Below are 20,382 nucleotides of genomic sequence, written 5' to 3' on the forward strand. Positions count from 1 at the left end.
GATACCTTCCGATCGTTGCTCTCGAAAACGTTCTTGGAGTTGAACATTCGAGGGAGCGGTGCGCTCATGTGACGCAGCTCTCGTGCGGTTGCTGTACATAGCCTGCATCACACAGCCGTCGAGTACAATTACGAAAAAGTCGAGATCCCTTAACTTTCACTTAAAGGTGGTTCGATCATGTTCGACACCCGACGCTTACTGCTGTTGGTCGAGGTGGTGCGCACCGGGTCCATCACCGGGGCTGCAACTCGGTTGAGCTTCACCACATCTGCGGTGTCGCAGCAGTTGAGCAAGCTCGAGCTCGAGGCCGGCCAACCCCTGCTGGAACGACACGCTCGCGGGGTGCGCCTGACCGAGGCAGGCGAAGTCCTGGTTCGGCACGCCGAGCGCATCGAGACTCAATTACTTGCTGCGCGTAACGAACTCGAAGATCTATCCGGCCTACGCGCCGGTACATTGAGAATCGGCACGTTTCCGACGGCCGGTGCCAGCTTGCTACCACCGGTGGTGAAGCTGTTCAAATCGCGCCATCCGGCCGTCGCGCTGACGGTGCGCAGCTCGCGATTCGCCGGGCTGCGGGGAATGCTCGACACCCGTGAGGTGGAGCTGTCCCTGCTCTGGGATTACGAGTGGGCCAGAATCACCGACTCGGACCTGACGGTGCACCAACTCATCATCGACCCACCGATGCTGGTCGTTGCAGTCAATCATCATTTGGCCGAACGTGATTCGGTGGACATGACCGAACTCGAACACGAGCAGTGGATCACCCGGGAAGACACTCATCCTGTCGGTGCTGCGCTCGAGCGCGCATGTCACGCTGCCGGCTTCTCCCCCACCGTCTCGTTCGCCGCGAACGACTACCAGGAAGCACAGGCAATGGTTGCGGTGGATCTGGGCGTCTCGTTCGCACCGCGCATGGCGCTGTCCAATATTCGTGACGATGTGCGATTGGTCCCGTTGACGGGCGCACCGTCGCGGCGAATATTGTTGTCGCACTTGGCCGAACAGAAGCTCTCGCCGAGCGCGACGGTACTACTGAGGATCTTCCAGGATGTCGCCGCGCGGTTCTGAGGCCACGAACTCAAGCGGAGTCGGCACCGACCAATGCGGGCATCGGCACCACGAAGAGGTCTGCGGTGGCGATACGCCGGACTGCGCGATGCAGGGTGACCGACTGCAGCAACCCGTTGTCGTCCACCGCGTAGTCGACCTCGAGCACACCCGCTGCGGTCCCGATACGAATGGTTCCCGGACGGCCGACGCCCGCGTTGGCGGTGACGACACCTCCGATGACGGTTGCCGCTGCGGCCACCGCCACCGCCGAGGTCAGTCCGATCGCCGGGTGCGGTGCCATCATCGACAGCATGCGTACCGAGATGTCGAAGTCGGCGGCGGCAACATGCTCACCCGTGGTGGTCACGTAGTCTCGCGCCGGTCCGACGATCCCGACCTTCGGAATAGCATGCGAGACAGGCTCTTCGGGCTTGCTCAGCCCCATCCGCAGAGCGGCCTGTCGGCGTAACGCAATGAGGGTGGGGACGTGCGCGGCGACGACGTCGTTGGTCTCGGACCCGGTCAGCCCGAAATCGGCGGCGTCGAACAATGCGGCCGGCGCTCCCGCTCGAACGAACGTTCCGTGGAACTCGTTGCCGCCGATAGCGACTCGATCGACCTCGGCACCGGTGGGAAGCATCGTCACTCGATCCGAGGCCGGATCGGTGAAGGTCAATCCCACCGGGACGCCGAGAGCGGTGGTGCCGGGGACGGATGCATCGCCTTCGGCAGGAATGCGTCCGCCGGGGGTCGCGATCTCCGCCGCCAGAATCGCGCCGGTGTTCTCGTTACGCATCCGCACCACCGTGACGTGGTCGTCGACGGCGACGAGGCCGGTCTGCACTGCGTAGAGACCGATCGCCGTCGCGCAGTTTCCGCAGTTGCTGCCCCACTCCACGGTGCGGTTCTCGATGGCGACCTGAGCGAAGAGATAGTCGACATCGATACCGGGTGCGCTGGAGCGTCTCACGATGGCCGCCTTGGAGGTGGTGGAGCTGCCGCCACCGACCCCGTCGAGCTGCCGCGGGTCACCGGAACCGAAGGCCGCAGTCAGAATGTTGTCGAGGCCGCCGGCGTCGGCGATGTACGGGTCGATGTCGACCGCGTTGAACAGCCAGCACTTGCTGGTGCCTCCACGCATCCACGTTCCACGAAGAGTGAACATCTGGTGTGCCTTCCGATCAGTATCCGATGCTTCCACCCTGCGACAGAGGATGTTCAAGCACAATTACGAAATATGTTCATGTCGTGCAGCACCGCTTAACGCGGCTGCCCGGTCAGAACAGGGCGGGGACGACGACCAGGATCAACCAGCACAGTGCAGGCGCGATGGCCACGACGATTCCTGCATTCAGCAGCAACTGACGGTAGAAGCGCGGGCGCTCGATGTTCTGCGCATTGGCGAGCACGAGCGCACCGTTGGTCGAGAAGGGCGAGACGTCGACGACGGTGGCCGAGATGGCCAGAGCAGCGACGACACCGACGACCGGCAGAGCACCGGTACCCAGCAGCGGCATGGCCAGCGGGATGACGGCGGCCAGCAGCGCAGTGGAGGACGCGAACGCCGAGGTGATGCCGATGACGTAGCAGAGCACGATGGCCACGATGATCGGAGCGCCGATGGTGATCGCCATTTCGGCGAGATGATCGATGGTGCCGACTTCCTGCAGGATCGAGATGTAGGTGACCATGCCCGCGACCAGCAGAACCGTCGACCAGCTGATGTCTGCGATGGCTTCGTTCTGCTTCTTCAGATCCGTGAACGCCAGGACTGCTCCGGCTCCGATGGCGATGAAGCTGATCGGCAGGTGCAGGACGAGAACGAGCACCAGGAGTGCGCCGATGAGGAACAGCGTGAGCTTCTGCACGAACGTGACCGGGGCCGGCGCGTCGACCAGCGTGGTTGTCGTCGGACGAGTGAGCACCGCAGTGCTGCCGCCTGCCGTGCTGCCACCGCCGGTGGGGACGGGCGTCTTGACCGGTGATCCGCCCACCGGGCCACTGCCGGGCGCGGGGTCGGTGGAGCCTGTCGCGGTGTATTCGAAGCCCTTCATGCGGGCCAGTGCTGCGTAGCCGACGACCGTCAGCACCGAGAGCAGCAGGTTGATGCCGTAGCTGGCGAAGAACAGCGTCCACGGGTTGAGCGCGAGGCCGTTGTTCTCGACGATGTCACGAACCAGAACGCCGGATACGGAAATCGGGGAGAACGCGCCAGCGTGGGCACCGTTGATCACCATGATGCCCATGACCAGCGGGCTCATGCCGGTTCGTGCTGCGAACGCCATGGCTGCGGGCACGATCAATGCGACCGCTGCGGGGCTGAAGGTGCCGAGCGCCGTCAAGACCGAGGCGACGAAGAAGAACACCCACGGAACTACGGTCACCCGGCCGTGTACGGCTCGGATGCAACTGTTCACCAGCAGATCGATGGTGCCGTTGCGTTTGGCCATACCGAAGAAGTAGGTGACGCCGACGATGGTCAACACGATCGAGCTGGGGAACTCGTTCAAGATTTCCTTGTCGTCGAATCCCAGTGCGAAGTACCCGACCACGAAGGCACCGATGAAGCCGAGGATGCCGATGTTGATCGGGAAGAAGGTTGCGATCACGAACATCGCAACCAATGCGATGAGCGGGAGGATCTCGATGGAAGTCATGGGCGTCTTTCAGGTGGTGGTAAGTGCTCGGTTACATCCGCACTCGAACGTTGTCCCTGTCACATTATTGACGCATGGCTTTTAGGACAATATCGTTTTGCTACCTTGTCGTTTAGCTGAGCTGAAAGATATCCGCATGAACCACACGTTCGACGTCGTGACCTTGTTCCTTCTGCTCGACATCGCCGAGGCCGGCTCACTGACCGCAGGTGCCGAGCGGGCGAATATGACCCCCTCCGCAGCGTCCCAACGCATCAGCAAACTCGAACACAGCATCAAACAGCCGGTGCTGACCCGACTGCCGCGCGGTGTACAGCTCACCGAAGCCGGTGAAATCCTCACCAGCCGTGCACGCCTGTTCCGACGGGAGATGCGGGCGGCGAGCGGCGACCTCGAAGCCATCCGGGGCCTCGAACGCGGTTCCGTCCGGCTCGGCTCGTTTCCCACGGTCAGTGCGTCGCTGCTCTCCGACGCGTTGAAGGACTATCACTCGCGGTGGCCGGATGTCGACGTTCGGGTTCGATCGGCGGTGCGCCCACAGTTGCTCGACATGCTGCATTCGAGCGAAATCGACTTGGCCCTGCTGTGGAGCTACGCCTGGACGGAGGAGGCAGAACGATCGCTGTCGCTCGAGCCACTGATGGAAGACCAGACCGTACTGCTGCTGCCGATCGACGACGATCGACTGCAGCACGACGTATCGCTGCACGATCTCGAAAGCGCGCGGTGGATCATCCGCAGCAACGACCACCCTGCTGCCGAAGTTCTGTATCGCAGTTGTCGCGTAGCAGGATTCGAGCCCGACGTCGTGTACGAGGCACACGACTACCAGGAGATCGAGGCCATGGTGGCCGCAGGCGTCGGCATCGCGATGGTTCCTCGTTTGTCGGTGGTGCATCACCGACCCGACGTCACCGCGGTCGCCTTCCCGGAATCGGATCGGGTGCCCACCCGCGTCATCTACATCGCGTCACTCGCTCGGCGTCAGTACACCCCGGCGATGTATGCGATCTCGACCGCACTGAGAGGTGCAGCCGAGCGTATTGCGGCTGCGACTACAACAGTTCCCTGATGGCGTTCTCGAACCCGGTGACGTGTTCGAGGGTCAATTCCGCTGCGGTGTCGGCGTCGCCGTCGATGATGGCCTGCAGCAACACGACGTGTTCACGAACATGGCCGGCTACGTTCGGTAGTCGGTCGAGGAACAGGCACCAGATGCGGGTGGCATGTGCGTCGAGGCTGACCAGGATGTCTTCCAGGTGGGGGTTTCCCGATGCCCGATAGATTTCCCGGTGCACTGCAACATCTTTGCGCAGCACCTCACGTGAATCGTCGGTGTCGTCGATGCTCGCGATGGAGGCTGCGAGTTCCGCCAGCCGGTCTCGTGCTGCCCGGGTGGCCGTCCGCGCCGCACGCGCCGAGGCCGCAGGCTCCAGCTGCTTACGAATCTCCGAGATGTTGGCCAGGTCGGTCATGTCGACGGCGGTCGCGAAGGTTCCACGACGGGGGTACGCAACAACGAGACGCTCCCGCTCGAGTCGTTTGAGACCCTCACGAATCGGCGTCCGACCCAGTCCCAATTGCTCGGCCAGGCGGTCGTCGTTGATGGGTTCACCCGGACGAATTTCCAGCATGATCAGCTGCTCACGCACTATTTCGTACGCTCGATCGGCATTGGTACCGGCGGCCTGCGTTGCATCGATCACCGGTGAAATTCCGATTGTCATCTTGTCTGCTCACTCCCGGTCGATGCCCCGCCCTTGACGGCTCTGCGTTGTGATCTTACTCTATTGGCATCTTGATATATCAGTTCCGGATCATTGATCTTCCAGAAGGGCGGCCATCTTGACGCAGGACTTCGCGCCGACGGCGACGGCACCGCACCCGAGAGGCGTGACGAACCGTGTACTCGCCGATCTCGATCCCGAGGTGCACCGCGCGATCAGTGCCGAGCTCGGTCGTCAGCAGAACACGCTCGAGATGATCGCGAGCGAGAACTTCGCTCCGCTGGCCGTGATGCAGGCACAAGGTTCGGTTCTGACGAACAAGTACGCCGAGGGTTACCCCGGCCGGCGCTACTACGGCGGTTGCGAAAACGTCGACGTCATCGAACAACTCGCCATCGACCGGCTCAACGCCTTGTTCGGGTCCACGTTCGCCAACGTGCAGCCACACTCCGGTGCCCAGGCCAATGCCGCTACGATGGCAGCCCTTCTGCAGCCGGGCGATTCGATTCTCGGTCTCGCACTCGCCCACGGCGGACACCTGACGCACGGCATGAAGCTGAACTTCTCCGGCAAGCTGTACGACGTCTCGGCCTACCATGTCCGTGAGCACGACCATCTCGTCGACATGGAAGAGGTCGAGCGCCTCGCCCACGAACACCGTCCCAAGCTGATCATGGCCGGTTGGTCCGCCTACCCGCGTCACCTCGACTTCGCCGAATTCCGCCGTATCGCAGACGACGTCGGCGCATACCTGATGGTGGACATGGCGCATTTCGCCGGCCTGGTCGCCGCAGGCCTGCACCCGTCACCCGTACCGCACGCCCACGTGGTCACCTCGACCACACACAAGACGCTCGGCGGCCCACGCGGTGGTGTGATCATCACCAACGATGCCGCTCTGGCGAAGAAGTTCAACTCGTCGGTCTTCCCCGGCCAACAGGGTGGACCGCTCGAGCACGTCATCGCAGCCAAGGCAGTGTCCTTCAAACTCGCTGCCGAAGAGGACTTTCGGGAACGGCAGCAGCGCACCCTCGAAGGTGCGAAGATCCTGGCCGATCGACTGCTGACCGACGACGCAGCGGCCGCAGGCATCGACGTTGTCTCGGGCGGCACCGACGTCCACCTCGTTCTCGTGGACCTACGCAAGTCCGAACTGGACGGCAAGCAGGCCGAGGACAGACTGCATCACGTTGGAATCACCGTGAACCGCAACGCAGTTCCGTTCGATCCGCGGCCGCCCATGGTGAGCTCCGGCGTCCGCATCGGCACGCCCGCCCTCGCGACACGCGGCCTGGACGCCACGGCGTTCGCCGAGGTGTCCGACGTCATCGCCAACGCGTTGCGTCCCGACACCGACGACCGCGGGCTCGATGCACTGCGCATCCGGGTCGAATCCGTTGCCGCGCAGTTCCCCCTCTACTCCGACCTGACGGAAGGTTACCGATGACCGCCCCCGCAACCCCACCGGGCGCACATCTGCCCGATCACCCGGACTTTCTGTGGCGCAACCCCGAGCCGAAGAAGTCGTACGACGTGGTGATCATCGGCGGCGGCGGCCACGGCCTGGCCACAGCGCACTACCTCGCCAAGAACCACGGCATCACCAATGTGGCTGTGCTGGAGAAGGGATGGCTCGCCGGCGGAAACATGGCCCGCAACACCACCCTGATCCGCTCGAACTACCTGTGGGACGAGAGCGCTCGCATCTACGAGCACTCGCTGAAGCTGTGGGAGGGACTCGCCGACGACCTCGACTACCCCATCCTGTTCAGCCAGCGCGGCGTCCTCAACCTCGCACACAGCCTGCAGGACGTCCGTGACAGCGTGCGCCGTGTCGAGGCCAACCGACTCAACGGCATCGACGCTCAGTGGGTCGACCCCGACGAGGTCAAGAAGCTGTGTCCGATCGTCAACATCTCCAGCGACATTCGCTACCCCGTACTCGGCGCGACGTATCAGCCGCGCGCCGGCATCGCCAAGCACGACTACGTCGCCTGGGGATTTGCCCGACGTGCCGACGCAGCCGGCATCGACATCATCCAGAACTGCGAGGTCACCGGCTTCACCACCGACGGCAACCGCGTCACCGGGGTCAAGACCACGCGCGGCGACATCGCCACCGGCCAGGTCGCTCTGTGCGCGGCCGGACACACCTCGACGCTGACGGACATGCTCGGCATCAAGACTCCGCTGCAGAGCCATCCGCTCCAGGCTCTGGTCTCGGAGCTGCTCGAACCCGTCCACCCCACGGTGGTCATGTCGAATGCCGTGCACGTGTACGTCTCTCAGGCGCACAAGGGTGAATTGGTGATGGGCGCGGGCGTCGACTCCTACAACGGATACGGCCAGCGCGGTGCGTTCCACATCATCGAACGGCAGATGGCAGCTGCGGTCGAGTTGTTCCCCGTCTTCGCTCGCGCACACCTGCTGCGCACGTGGGCCGGCATCGTCGACGTCTGCCCCGACGCCTCCCCCATCGTCGGACGCACGCCGTTCGACAACGTGTTCCTCAATTGCGGTTGGGGTACAGGCGGATTCAAGGCTACCCCCGGTGCCGGCTGGTGCCTGGCCGACACCATCGCCAACGACGAGGTGCACGAGTACATCGCGCCGTTCAGTCTGGACCGGTTCGTCACCGGCGCGCTGGTGGACGAGCACGGTGCCGCAGGCGTGGCTCACTAGTTTCTCTGCCCCGACACACGCAGCACCCGAACGAGAAATCTTGGAGTGGCAATGCAATTGATCGAATGCCCGTGGTGCGGGAGTCGAGAAGAAACCGAGTTCCACTACGGCGGTCAGGCGCACATCGCCTACCCCGAGGATCCCACGGCCCTCACCGACGAACAGTGGGCGCACTTCGTGTTCTTCCGCGACAACCCCAAGGGGCTCTTCGCAGAACGGTGGAGCCACAGCGCAGGCTGTCGGCGTTGGTTCAACGCCGTACGGGACACCGCCACCTACCGAATCCACAGTGTCTATCGCCTCGACGACCCGAAGCCGGTGAACCCATGACCGCATTCCGCACCGCATCCGGCGGCCGCATCGACCGCACGAGCACCTTCGACTTCACGTTCGGCGGCTCGGCTCTGCAAGGACATCCCGGCGACACATTGGCATCTGCGTTGCTCGCCAACGGCATTCATCAGGTGACCACCAGCATCAAGCTCGGCAGGCCCCGTGGATTCACCGCCGCATGGGCCGAGGACACCGGCGGACTCGTACAGATCGAGGAGCCGTTTCCCGAGCCCATGCTGCTCGCCACGACGATCGAGCTGTACGACGGCCTGGTCGCCCGGGGCATTCCCGGACAGGGGCGTCTCGCCGAGATCTCCGACTCCGCCAAGTACGACGCCATGCACGCCCACGCCGATCTGTTGGTCGTCGGGGCCGGTCCGGCCGGTCTGACGGCCGCTCTGACAGCTGCCCGCAGCGGCGCTCGGGTGATCGTCGTCGACGATCAGAGCGAGTTCGGCGGTTCCCTGCTCGGCTCCGACGACGTCATCGACGGACGGCCCGCACTGGACTGGGTAGCCGACGCGGTGGCCGAGTTGTCGACCTTCCCCGACGTCACGTTGCTGCGCCGCACCACCGCGTTCGGTTCCTACGACGACGGCTTCGTCCTCGCGCTCGAACGCCGCACCGATCACCTGGGACTGGATGCGCCTGCAGCGCTGAGCCGTCAACGGGTCTGGCGCATTCGATCGCGCCACATCCTGGTGGCCACCGGCGCCCACGAGCGGCCTGTCGTCTTCACCGACAACGACCGTCCCGGAATCATGCTGGCGCACAGCGCACGTACGTTCCTGCATCGCTACGGCGTCACGGTCGGCACCGAGGCCGTCGTCTTCACCACCAACGACAGTGCATACAAAGCAGCCGTCGATCTGCACGACGCAGGGGTCCGCATCGCGCGCATCGTCGATGCCCGCTCCGAGGCACCGGAACACTGGCTCGGCCTGTGCCGCGAACGCGGCATCGAGGTACGCACAGGGAGCGTGGTGTCCGGCACCCGCGGCGACACCCGCGTCACTCATGCACTGGTGACCGGGGCCGACGGTGCCACCGACACCGTGGCGTGCGATGTACTGCTCGTCAGCGGCGGTTGGAACCCCGCGGTGCACCTGTTCAGCCAAGCCCGCGGAAAGCTTCGCTACGACGGCGAACTCGGCGCATTCGTGCCCGCAGACGACGTCGAGGGCATCAGTGTCGCCGGCTCGGCCTCGGGCGTCTTCGATCTGGCCGGATGCCTACGCGACGGCGGCTCGGCCGCGGCAGGTGCGCTGACCCGTCTCGGCTTCGATGCTCCCGAAACCCCGTTACCTGTGGTCGATTCCGTGCCCAGCAGCGAGTCGCTGGTGCTGTGGCGGGTGCGCGACGACGCAGGTGCCGACAGCCAGTTCGTCGACGTGCAGCGCGACGCGACGGTGGCCGATCTGGTCCGCGCCGTCGGCGCGGGCATGTCGTCGATGGAACACATCAAGCGCTACACCACGATCGGTACCGCGCACGATCAGGGCAAGACCTCCGGTGTGGTGTCCTCGGGCATCGTGGCGGAACTGCTCGACAAGCCGGTCGAGAACCTGGGTACCACCACATTCCGGCCCCCGTACACCCCGGTGGCGTTCGCGGCGTTGGCCGGACGCAATCGCGGCATGGCGTTCGATCCGGAACGTATTACCGCCGTGCATGATTGGCACGTCGAGCGCGGCGCGGTCTTCGAGGACGTCGGACAGTGGAAGCGACCCCGCTACTACCCACTTCCCGGCGAGGAGATGCACGACGCCGTGCTCCGTGAGTGTGCGGCCGTGCGTTCGAGCGTCGGCATGCTCGACGGTTCGACCCTCGGCAAGATCGACGTACAGGGTCCCGATGCGGGGGTGGTGCTGGACATGTTCTACACGAACATGATGAGCACATTGAAGGTCGGCATGGTTCGGTACGGCGTGATGTGCGGTGCAGACGGCATGGTGATCGACGACGGCACCGTGATGCGTCTCGCCGACGACCGATTCCAGGTGTTCACCACCACCGGCGGCGCAGCGGGAATGCTCGACTGGATGGAGGAGTGGCTGCAGACCGAGTGGCCGCACCTCGCCGTTCGGCTGACGTCGGTGACCGAGCAGTGGGCCACGTTCCCCGTGGTCGGACCGCGCTCTCGCGACCTCGTCGGCGAGATCTTCCCCGAACTCGACGTCTCCAACGAGGCGTACCCGTTCATGGCCTGGCGAGATGCCTCGATCGACGGGGTACCGGTACGCGTGGCGCGCATCAGCTTCTCCGGTGAACTGGCCTTCGAGGTGAACATCGATTCCTGGCACGCCCACGCACTGTGGTCGCGGCTGATCGACGCGGGCGAGAAGTACGGCATCACCCCGTACGGCACCGAGACCATGCACGTGCTGCGGGCCGAGAAGGGCTACCCGATCGTCGGCCAGGACACCGACGGCACCGTCACCCCGCAGGACCTCGGCATGAGCTGGGCGGTGTCGAAGAAGAAGCTCGACTTCATCGGGAAGCGCTCGTTCGACCGAGCCGAGAATCAAAATCCGTTGCGCAAGCAGTTCGTCGGGCTGCTGCCCGTCGATCGGGAGACCGTCCTCCCGGAGGGTTCGCAGATCATCGAGCACTCCGACAGCGGCGTGCTACCCGAGCTTCCGGTACCGATGCTCGGCCACGTCACGTCCAGTTACGCCAGCGCAGAATTGGGCCGGCCGTTCGGGTTGGCTCTGCTCGAAGCCGGACGTGACCGACTCGGCGACATCCTGCACGTCCCGGTGGGTGACACCCTGATCGCCGTGGAAGTCACCGGCTCCGTACTCGTCGACCCGGAAGGTAACCGCCGTGATGGCTGACCGACTCGCCACCAGAAGCCCACTCGCAGAGACAGTCCTGCCGGACTCGCCTGCTGTCCGCATCGTGGAGGAACCGTTCCTCGCCGGGATCGACCTGTGGGTCGATCCGAACGGACCGGGCGGCGCCGCCGCCTCGGCCGAGCTCGGCACCGAACTCCCCGGTCCCGGCCGCGTGGCCGAGGGGACGAACACCACCGCCATCTGGCTCGGGCCCGAGGAGTGGTTGGTGATCGGACACGGCGTCGATCCGGTCGAACTCGAACACCGACTCGGATCGGCCGTTCGCGCGCACCGTGGCGCGGCAACCGACGTCTCCGCTCAGCGAACCAGTCTGCGGCTGAGCGGTTCTCGTGCCCGGGAGGTCCTTGCGAAGGGATGCTCGATCGATCTGCATCCCGGCATATTTCCGGCCGGGTCGACGGTACAGACGATGCTGGCGATGGCCGGCATGATCCTCATCGCGTGCGACGACACAGGCACGGACTATCGCATCCTCGTGCGCTCGTCGTTCGCACGGTACCTCGCAGCCTGGTTGACCGACGCGGCCGAGGAATACACCGACGTCTGATCGTCCCGTTGGACTTGCGCGAGAGAAGAGGAGATCGCAGTGCTCACGACCGTCTCCACAGCAACACGGGCAGCCGATGCCCGCGACCGGCTGCTGACCCGGTTGACGACCTCACATCCCGTCGTCTGCGGGATCGTCAACGTGACCCCGGATTCGTTCTCCGATGGCGGCCGATTTCTGGACACGGATCGTGCTGTGGCACATGCACTGTCGATGGTCGACGACGGAGCCGAGTTGCTCGACGTCGGCGGTGAGTCCACTCGGCCCGGGGCCACCCCACCCACCGCGCGGGAGGAGATCGCCCGTGTCGTCCCGGTGATCGACGCATTGGCCAGGCGTACGTCGATACCGCTGTCGGTCGATACCTCACGACCCGAGGTAATGCGGGAAGCGGTGCGCGCCGGGGCGAGCGTCATCAACGACGTTCGCGCCCTTCGCCTTCCCGGTGCGCTCGCCGCGGCAGCCGAACTGGGTGCCGCCGTGTGCCTGACGCATATGCAGGGCGAGCCGTCGACGATGCAGCATTCCCCTCGCTACGTCGACGTCACCGCGGAGGTGTGCGAGTTTCTCGAAGACCGGGCCGCCGAATGCATTCGGGCCGGGATCCCGGCGTACCGCATTCTGGTCGATCCAGGGTTCGGATTCGGCAAGACCCTCGAGCACAATCTGCAACTGCTCCAGCGACTTCGAGCTCTCACCTCGGCCGGACGGCCGATCATGGCGGGTATGTCCCGAAAGGGAATGATCGGCGCCATCACCGGCAGAGAGGTCGACGGCCGTCTCGCCGGATCGCTCGCCGCCGCGATCATCGCGGCCCAGAACGGTGCGTCACTCCTCCGGGTTCACGACGTCGCCGCGACCATCGACGCACTGGCCGTGATGCGGGCACTGCGCTCACTCGACGTACCTCAGTCGTCCTTCGATCAACCCATGATGAATGCCGAGGCCACCTCATGACCGCAGCCCTTTCCTCTGCCCGCCGACTCTTCAGCACCGAGCACGGCTGGATGGCCGTCGACCCGTTCGGCTCACCTGCTCAGACTCCGAGCCGAGTGGGAGTGACACCTGCGGCGCTCGACGACTCGTCCGAGATTCACGGTGTCGACCTGCCGACGGTACGTACGGTGCTCACCGCAGGTGAGGCGTGTGGCTGCATCCGCACGTCGGCTGGGTCGGTCACGGTGTTCGCCCCGGCGAGCGGCATGGTCACCATCGTCAATCCCGCTGTGCGCGAGGACCCGTCGATCGTGGCCGCAGACCCGCTCGGTGCCGGGTGGCTGTTCGCCGTCCTGACCCCCGCCGCCTCGTCGTTCGACGATCTCACCACGCGCGAGCCGACCGACGCAGTTCGGGTGGACTCATGACGATCAGCGTGTTCGACCTCTTCTCCGTCGGAGTCGGACCCTCGAGTTCGCACACGGTCGGTCCGATGCGTGCGGCCGCTCGGTTCGTCGACGATCTACGCACCATGTCCGCCTTCGAAGACGTTCGTGAGGTGGCAGTGGACCTGTACGGTTCGCTGGCCGCGACCGGAGCGGGACACGGCACCATGACCGCAGTGCTGCTCGGATTGGAAGGGCTTCTGCCCGAGACCATTTCCACCGAGGTAATGGAACAGCGGCAAGCGTCGATGGCGGCCACCGGGCGCATTCTGTTCGGCGGTGCCCGCGAGATCGATCTCGCGGTGGATGACATCGTGCTGCGTCCGCTGACGGTCTTGCCGTTCCACCCCAACGGAATGAAACTGACTGCTCGCGCATCGAATTCGACCGAACTGCACACCGAGACCTACTTCTCGGTCGGTGGCGGCTTCGTGGTGACCGAGGCCGAAAGCGTCGAAGCCGTTGCGCCACTATCCTCCGCGAACGGATTCGCGTCGGCCAAGGAATTGCTCCAGCTCTGTGAACGACGACGCTGCAGTATCAGTGACGTCATGACCGAGGTCGAACTCGAACGCCGCACGCTCGACGAGATACGGGATGGACTGCTGCACATCCGTGACGTCATGGTCGAGTGCGAGGTTCGCGGCATCTCCCGCGACGGCTATCTCCCGGGCGCGCTCGAAGTGCGACGTCGAGCGAGGGACTGGTTCCTCCGACTCGACGCCGAGGATCCGAACCGCTCGAGCGAATTCGCCGAGGACTGGGTCAATCTCGTCGCGCTCGCAGTCAACGAGGAGAACGCGTCGGGCGGGCGAATCGTGACAGCCCCCACCAACGGCGCGGCCGGCATCATCCCCGCCGTGCTGCACTACGCCACTCGCTACACCGCCGCAGGCGTTGCCGATCCAGACGGCAGCACGGTGCGCTTTCTGCTCACCGCAGGCGCGATCGGATCGCTCTACAAGGAGATGGCGTCGATCTCCGGTGCCGAAGTGGGCTGCCAGGGCGAGGTGGGTTCGGCAGCATCGATGGCCGCAGCCGGTCTGGCCGAGGTACTGGGCGGCACACCCGAACAGGTGGAGAACGCCGCCGAGATCGCGATGGAACACAGCCTCGGTCTCACGTGCGACCCCATCGGCGGACTGGTCCAGATTCCGTGTATCGAGCGCAACGCCATCTCGGCGGGTAAGGCGATCAACGCGGCTCGAATGGCATTGCGTGGTAACGGCACTCATCGCGTCAGCCTGGATCAGGTGATCGAGACGATGCGCTCCACCGGGGCCGACATGCACTCGAAATACAAGGAGACCTCCAGCGGTGGCCTCGCGATCAACGTGCCGGTCAACTTCGTGGAGTGCTAGACCCCGGGGACCTCACACCCCTTTCGAGGGTGCGCGCCGATTCTCTGCAGAGGGAACCGGCGCGCACTGCACAGAAAGGGTGTGAGGTTCTCTTTTTCTCCACCGCAACAACGAGGGGCCCGTACCGAATCGGTACGGGCCCCTCGTCACATGTCGGCTCAGCTGAAGATGACCGTCCGGTGTCCGTGCAGCAGGACGCGATTCTCGCAATGCCAGCGGACCGCGCGTGAGAGTGCGAGGGCCTCGGCATCCTGCCCGACGGTGGCCAGACGAGACGGGTCGTGCGTGTGGTCGATACGAATGACCTGCTGCTCGATGATCGGGCCCTCGTCGAGATCGGGGGTGACGTAGTGCGCCGTCGCACCGACCTGCTTGACACCCCGGTCGAAGGCCTGGTGATAAGGCTTCGCGCCCTTGAAGCCGGGCAGGAAGGAGTGGTGGATGTTGATTGCCTTGCCGTGCAACGCTCGACACGTCTCGTCGGAGAGCACCTGCATGTACCGGGCCAGCACCACCAGGTCCACCTCGTACTCGGCGACGAGGTCCAGCAGACGCTGCTCGGCCTCGGCCTTGGTACCCGGGGTGACGGGAACGTGGACGAACGGCAGCCCGGCAGCCTCGGCCATCGGCCGCAGCACCTCGTGGTTGGACACCACGGCCACCAGTTCTCCGCCGAGGTTCTGCGAGCGCCAGCGGAAGATGAGGTCGTTGAGGCAATGCCCCATTTTGGAGACCATGACGAGCACGCGCGGCTGACTGCACCCGTTGAAGGCGTACATCATCGCGAATCGATCGGCCACCTCCCGAAAGCTCTCGGTCAGCTTCTCGATGTCGGTGGTGCCGCTGGCCACGAACGACGTGCGAAGGAAGAACGAGCCGTCCGTCGAGTCGTCGAACTGTTGGTGTTCGGCGATGTCGCAGTCGTTGTCGAAGAGGAACGCACTGACGGCCCGGACGATGCCCGGCCGCTGTCCGCAGCTGAGCGTGAGGGTGAAGTTCTCGGTCATCGAATCTCCTGGTACTGGTGGGTCGTCAGCTGCGGATCTTGGCCATCTCGGGGTCGACGAGGGGCTCGGCCACGACGGTGGCGGACACGAGCCGATCGAAGTATCGAATCTGTACTGCTGCACCGGGTTCCGAACTGTGTGCCGGCACCCAGGCGTAGGCGATCGGCGCGCCGACGGTATGCCCGAACGAGGCACTGGTGACGTAACCGGCTGGTTCGCCGTCCACCAGGACGGGCTCGTGGCCGAGTACCACCGACGTGCCGTCGTCGATCTTCAGGCAGACCAGCTTCTTCGAGACGGTGTCGTCGGACATCTCCAGGACGGCGTCGCGACCGCGGAATTCGCCCTTCTGCGGACGTACCGCGAAGCCGAGGCCGGCCTCGTAGGGGTTGTGTTCGGTGGTCATGTCCGACCCCCACGACCGGTAGCCCTTCTCCATGCGCAGACTATTGAACGCAGCGCGGCCGCCGGCGATGATGCCGAACTCGGAACCGGCCTGCCACAACATGTCCCACAGCCGCTGGCCGTAGTCGGCGGTGGTGTACAGCTCCCATCCAAGCTCGCCCACGTACGACAGCCGCATCGCGGTGACGGGCACTCCCCCGATTCGAACCTGCTTGCAGCGGAAGTACTTGAAGTTCTCGTTGGAGAAGTCGTCCTGGGTCAGCTTCTCGACCACGTCGCGGGCGTGCGGACCCCACAGACCGATGCAGCAGGTGGAGCCGGTGATGTCGTCGACGGTGACGCTGCCGTCGCTCGGCGCTTCGCGACGCAGGTAGTCGTAGTCGAGATTGCCGTTGGCGCCGACCTGGAATTCGTCGGCCGACAGCCGCGCAACGGTGAGATCGCTTCGCACGCCGCCCTTCTCGTCGAGAGCGAGGGTGTAGGTGACGGCCCCGACGGTCTTGTCCATCTTGCCGGACGTCAGTCCTTCGAGCAGGGCCAGCGCACCGGGGCCACGCACGCGCAGCCGCTTGAGCGGCGTCATGTCGTACATGGCGACGGAGGTACGGGTCTTCCAGGCCTCGGCTGCGGCGATGGGCGAATGGAACATCGATGCCCACTCGTCGCGCTTCGGCGGCTGCCACTCGGCCGGAAGCTGCTGCACCAGATCGGCATTGGCCTCGTACCAGTGTGGACGCTCCCACCCGCCGCCTTCGAGGAACACGGCACCGAGTTGGTGCTGCCGCGCATTGAAGGGGCTGACCCGAACATCACGCGGGGACAACCGCGGCTGCGAGGGATGCAGGACGTCGTAGATCTCGACGAAGTTCTGCTGCGACGTCTCGCTGACGTACGCGGGATCGAGTTGGAAGTCCTCGAAGCGGTTGACGTCACACCCGTGCAATTCCACCTCGGAGCGTCCGTCGACCAGCAACTGCGCGATGGCCCGGCCGACTCCGGCCGAGTGCGTGACCCATACGGCCTCGGCGATCCAGAAGCCCTTGACGTCAGGTGACTCGCCGAGCAGCGGTCCGCCGTCCGGTGTGAACGAGAAGACTCCGTTGAAGCCGTGGTCGATTTTGGCGGTCTCCAGGCACGGCAACAGCAGTTTGGACTGCTCCCACGACGGGGCGAAATCCTCCTGCGTGAAGTCGAGCATGGACGGCATGGCCTCGTCGGACACACCGTCTCCGCCGGGCAGGGTCTTGGTGTCGACGGGCATCGGACGGTGGGCGTAGCTGCCGATTCCGAGACGATCGACGTGTTCGCGGAAGTACAGGTCCTGATCCTGGTGACGAAGGATGGGCATGCCCGCCTCGGCCGCTTCGGTGTTGCGTCCCACCAGTTCCGGGATCTGGTCGGTCTTGGCGTACTGGTGCGCCAGCGGCAGCAGCGGCACCTTCATGCCGACCAGTTCGCCCACATCGGGGCCCCAGAAGCCGGCGCAGGAGACCACGATGTCGGCTTCGATCACGCCGTTGTCGGTCGCCACACCGGTGACTCGGCCACCCGTCTGTTCGATACCGATGACCTTGGTGGAACCGCGAAATACGGCACCGCGCGATTCTGCGCGTCGAGTGAGTGCCACGACGGCGCGGGACGCTTTGGCGAGACCGTCCGTCTCGACGTACAGACCGCCGAGAACACGCGAACGATCCAGCAGCGGGTGCAGTTTGGCGCACTCGGACGGGTCGACGATCGACCCTTCGATTCCCCAGGACGTGGCCCAACCCTGCTTGCGGTGCAGGTCGGCCAATCGCTCCTCGGTGGTTGCCACCTCGAGACCGCCGAGCTGGTTGAAACACCATTGCCCGTCCACTTCAAGGCCCATGAACTTCTCGACCGTGTACCGGGCGAGTTCGGTCATCGTCTTGGACGCATTGGTCTGGAACACCAGACCCGGTGCGTGCGAGGTGGATCCACCCGTGAGAGGGAGCGGCCCCTGATCGAGCACGGTGATGCGATCCCAACCGCGTGCGGTGAGCTCGTGGGCCACGTTGGTACCGACTATGCCGGCGCCGATGATGACAACTCTCGGTGAACCCATGGTGGTCCTTCCGTATCGGGGTGGAGAGATGGAGCTCGGCCGAAGCAATGGACGGCCTGCACGACAACTAACCATAGATTGATATATCAAGAGTATGGGCAGGGGTGGACGAGGTCAACCCCCGAAATACCGGTGGTGCGGGACGCGCGTGTACGCGTCCCGCACCATCGGCTCACTTCACTTGTCGGACTTGACTTTCGCCGGAGCCTTGGGGCTCTTGACGATGAACGGGTCGTTCGTGACGTCCTTGTACAGCGAGACACACGTACCGATCATCACCAGCACGAACGGTGCGGCCACGATGATGGTCATCGTCTGCAACCCGTTGAGGGCGTCCGATCCTCCCGTCCACAGCATCAGGATCGCGATGCCGCCGGTGACGACGCCCCAGAAGGCGACGACCCCACGGGACGGATCCAGAGTGCCGCGTTGCGACAGGGTGCCCATCACGATCGAGGCGGCGTCGGCACCACTGACGAAGAAGATGCCGACCAACACCATCACCAGTACCGACGAAATACCGGCCAACGGGAAGTGGTCGAGAACCGCGAACAGCTGCGATTCCGGCTTACCGAGGGCCACCAGGTCTTCTGTTCCCTTCTGCTGCTCGCCGATTGCGGCACCACCGAAGATCGAGAACCAGACCAAGCTCACCGACGTCGGGATCAGAATGACGCCGATGACGAACTGGCGGATGGTGCGTCCACGGCTGATGCGAGCGAGGAACATACCGACGAAGGGGGTCCACGAGATCCACCATGCCCAGTAGAAGATCGTCCAGGACGAGAGCCAGGACTCGGTCTCGGGACCGCCGGATGCCGCCGAACGCGCAGACATGCCGGCGATGTGCGCGGCGTAGTCACCGAGGGTGGTGGGCAACAGGTTCAGGATCAACACCGTGGGTCCGAGGACGAACACGAACACCGCGAGCAGCAGTGCCAGCACCATGTTGATATTCGACAGCCACTGAATTCCCTTGGAGATTCCCGAGACTGCCGAGGCCACGAAGGCGAGGGTCAGGATGGCGACGACAGCGACGAGCAGAAGAGTCCCCGCTTGGTTGACCCAGCCGAGAACCTCGATACCCGAACCGATCTGGAGTGCACCGAGGCCGAGGGATGCCGCGGTGCCGAACATCGTGGCGAAGATCGCCAGGATATCGATGACCTTGCCGATGGGGCCCTCGGCGTGACGACCGATCAACGGAATGAACGAGGAGCTGATGAGCTGCTTGCGATCCATCCGGTACGTGCCGTAGGCGATGGACAGACCGACCACGGCGTACATCGACCACGGGTGCAGTCCCCAGTGGAAAATGGCCGTCGAAAGCGCCGTTCCCACAGTCGAATCGGTGATTCCGGGCGGCGGGGTGACGAAGTGGGTGAGCGGCTCGGCCACTCCCCAGAAGATCAAGCCGATTCCCATGCCGGCGCTGAACATCATCGCGATCCAGCTGACGGTGTTGAATTCGGGCTTCTCGCCGTCTTTGCCGAGCGGAATCTTTCCGTACCGACTGAGCGCGAGCCAGATCGCGAAGATCACGAACCCGGTGGCCGAGAAGATGAACAGCCATCCGACGTTCGTCACCACCCAGTCGAGTACGGACGCGTTGACGGATTTCATGTTCTCGGTGCCGAGGATGCCCCACGCCAGGATTGCGATCACGATGGCGGCGGTGACCCCGAACACCACCTTGTCGGTGCGCGGCTTGCCCTCCTCTCCGTGGTGATAGACCTCGAGGGGGCCGTAATGATGAGGGGCATGTTTCTCGGGTGACGCGACCCGAGTCTTGTCGCCCCGGGGTTTGCTGTTCGTTGTCACATCGTTCTCCCTCCGGCTCTCGCCGAATAGGTGTGTCGCCCGTGCACGCAGCGTGGGTGGCCGGATAGATACGCGACGCGTTGCTCTCTGCGCAACTTCGATTTGCTTGAACTCGAACAAGACTGAGCCGACCCGAGGCCTATGTCAAGAGATGGCAAGGCGCTTCCATGCAGTCAGCGCGGTAGTTTCCCGCAGAGCATGAGCATTGACCAGCGTGCCCTCAAGCTATGGCACGGAAGTCGAGCCGAATTCGATACTCGCATTTAACATTGGATACTGTCCGGTAACTGATATATTAACTCGATTCCAATAACCGCAGCTGCGTCGACTGCCGCTGCTCAACCGATCTCAGGAGCATCACCATGCCGCAGCAGGTCCGTGCCGTCGTCGCCAAGAGCAAGGGCGCACCCGTCTCCATCGAGACGATCACCATCCCCGATCCCGGCCCGAACGAGGTGAT

16 protein-coding genes are annotated in these 20,382 nt (G+C 64.4%); 10 read left to right on the forward strand and 6 right to left on the reverse strand.

Going from position 1 to position 20,382, the window contains the following annotated elements; all coding sequences use genetic code 11:
- Window positions 1–177: 177 nt before the first annotated feature.
- Window positions 178–1,074 carry a LysR family transcriptional regulator gene (locus tag CH275_RS12975; RefSeq protein ID WP_094678605.1) on the forward strand — a complete coding sequence of 299 codons (897 nt, stop codon included), beginning with the start codon at window positions 178–180 and terminating at the stop codon, window positions 1,072–1,074.
- A gap of 10 nt (window positions 1,075–1,084) precedes the next feature.
- Here the strand turns inward: CH275_RS12975 and CH275_RS12980 are convergent, their stop codons facing one another.
- Together CH275_RS12980 and CH275_RS12985 are read right to left on the reverse strand one after the other, a co-directional pair.
- Complete coding sequence (locus CH275_RS12980; RefSeq protein ID WP_094678785.1) at window positions 1,085–2,221, reverse strand: PrpF domain-containing protein; 1,137 nt, start codon at window positions 2,219–2,221, stop codon at window positions 1,085–1,087.
- A gap of 112 nt (window positions 2,222–2,333) precedes the next feature.
- Window positions 2,334–3,713, reverse strand: a complete 1,380-nt coding sequence (locus CH275_RS12985) for an SLC13 family permease (protein ID WP_094678607.1) — start codon at window positions 3,711–3,713, stop codon at window positions 2,334–2,336.
- A 136-nt stretch (window positions 3,714–3,849) separates the two neighbouring features.
- Between CH275_RS12985 and CH275_RS12990 the strand changes: the two genes are divergently transcribed.
- The gene (locus tag CH275_RS12990) at window positions 3,850–4,785 is read left to right on the forward strand and encodes a LysR family transcriptional regulator (RefSeq protein WP_094678609.1); all 936 of its coding nucleotides are present in this window, start codon (window positions 3,850–3,852) and stop codon (window positions 4,783–4,785) included.
- Here the strand turns inward: CH275_RS12990 and CH275_RS12995 are convergent.
- Entirely contained in the window at window positions 4,769–5,440 is a 672-nt protein-coding gene (locus tag CH275_RS12995; RefSeq protein ID WP_094678611.1) for a GntR family transcriptional regulator, read from the reverse strand. The two genes, CH275_RS12990 and CH275_RS12995, sit on opposite strands and share 17 nt — an antisense overlap.
- A gap of 166 nt (window positions 5,441–5,606) precedes the next feature.
- Here CH275_RS12995 and glyA point away from each other — a divergent pair, with 166 nt between their 5' ends.
- Genes glyA through CH275_RS13035 form a run of 8 tightly spaced genes read left to right on the forward strand, consistent with a single transcriptional unit; the run spans window position 5,607 to window position 14,603 of the window.
- Window positions 5,607–6,887, forward strand: a complete 1,281-nt coding sequence (gene glyA, locus CH275_RS13000) for a serine hydroxymethyltransferase (protein ID WP_094678613.1) — start codon at window positions 5,607–5,609, stop codon at window positions 6,885–6,887.
- Window positions 6,884–8,122 (forward strand): sarcosine oxidase subunit beta family protein, encoded by a 1,239-nt coding sequence (locus CH275_RS13005; RefSeq protein WP_032367894.1) that lies wholly within the window; start codon window positions 6,884–6,886, stop codon window positions 8,120–8,122. The genes glyA and CH275_RS13005 overlap by 4 nt, the downstream gene beginning before the upstream one ends.
- A 51-nt stretch (window positions 8,123–8,173) precedes the next feature.
- Window positions 8,174–8,452, forward strand: coding sequence for a sarcosine oxidase subunit delta (locus tag CH275_RS13010; RefSeq protein ID WP_094651562.1), 279 nt, complete (start codon window positions 8,174–8,176; stop codon window positions 8,450–8,452).
- Window positions 8,449–11,292 (forward strand): 2Fe-2S iron-sulfur cluster-binding protein, encoded by a 2,844-nt coding sequence (locus CH275_RS13015; protein WP_094678615.1) that lies wholly within the window; start codon window positions 8,449–8,451, stop codon window positions 11,290–11,292. The genes CH275_RS13010 and CH275_RS13015 overlap by 4 nt, the downstream gene beginning before the upstream one ends.
- Window positions 11,285–11,860 (forward strand): sarcosine oxidase subunit gamma, encoded by a 576-nt coding sequence (locus CH275_RS13020; RefSeq protein ID WP_094678617.1) that lies wholly within the window; start codon window positions 11,285–11,287, stop codon window positions 11,858–11,860. The genes CH275_RS13015 and CH275_RS13020 overlap by 8 nt, the downstream gene beginning before the upstream one ends.
- 39 nt (window positions 11,861–11,899) lie before the next feature.
- A complete protein-coding gene (folP, locus tag CH275_RS13025; protein ID WP_256990999.1) occupies window positions 11,900–12,817 on the forward strand; it encodes a dihydropteroate synthase in 918 nt (305 codons plus the stop codon).
- Window positions 12,814–13,224 (forward strand): glycine cleavage system protein H, encoded by a 411-nt coding sequence (locus CH275_RS13030; protein WP_094678619.1) that lies wholly within the window; start codon window positions 12,814–12,816, stop codon window positions 13,222–13,224. The genes folP and CH275_RS13030 overlap by 4 nt, the downstream gene beginning before the upstream one ends.
- The gene (locus CH275_RS13035) at window positions 13,221–14,603 is read left to right on the forward strand and encodes an L-serine ammonia-lyase (protein WP_094678621.1); all 1,383 of its coding nucleotides are present in this window, start codon (window positions 13,221–13,223) and stop codon (window positions 14,601–14,603) included. Before CH275_RS13030 ends, CH275_RS13035 begins: the two co-directional genes overlap by 4 nt.
- Window positions 14,604–14,761: 158 nt before the next feature.
- Here the strand turns inward: CH275_RS13035 and purU are convergent, their stop codons facing one another.
- The 3 genes from purU to CH275_RS13050 form a co-directional block, all read right to left on the reverse strand.
- Window positions 14,762–15,610, reverse strand: coding sequence for a formyltetrahydrofolate deformylase (gene purU, locus CH275_RS13040; RefSeq protein WP_094678623.1), 849 nt, complete (start codon window positions 15,608–15,610; stop codon window positions 14,762–14,764).
- A gap of 25 nt (window positions 15,611–15,635) precedes the next feature.
- Window positions 15,636–18,101: a GcvT family protein gene (locus tag CH275_RS13045; protein WP_094678625.1), complete on the reverse strand. Its 2,466-nt coding sequence runs from the start codon at window positions 18,099–18,101 to the stop codon at window positions 15,636–15,638.
- 177 nt (window positions 18,102–18,278) lie between these two features.
- Complete coding sequence (locus CH275_RS13050) at window positions 18,279–19,922, reverse strand: BCCT family transporter (RefSeq protein ID WP_373453703.1); 1,644 nt, start codon at window positions 19,920–19,922, stop codon at window positions 18,279–18,281.
- Between the last annotated feature and the right edge of the window lie 460 nt (window positions 19,923–20,382).

Origin of the sequence: Rhodococcus sp. 06-235-1A, assembly GCF_002258785.1 — a bacterium.
Taxonomy (GTDB): Bacteria; Actinomycetota; Actinomycetes; order Mycobacteriales; family Mycobacteriaceae; genus Rhodococcoides.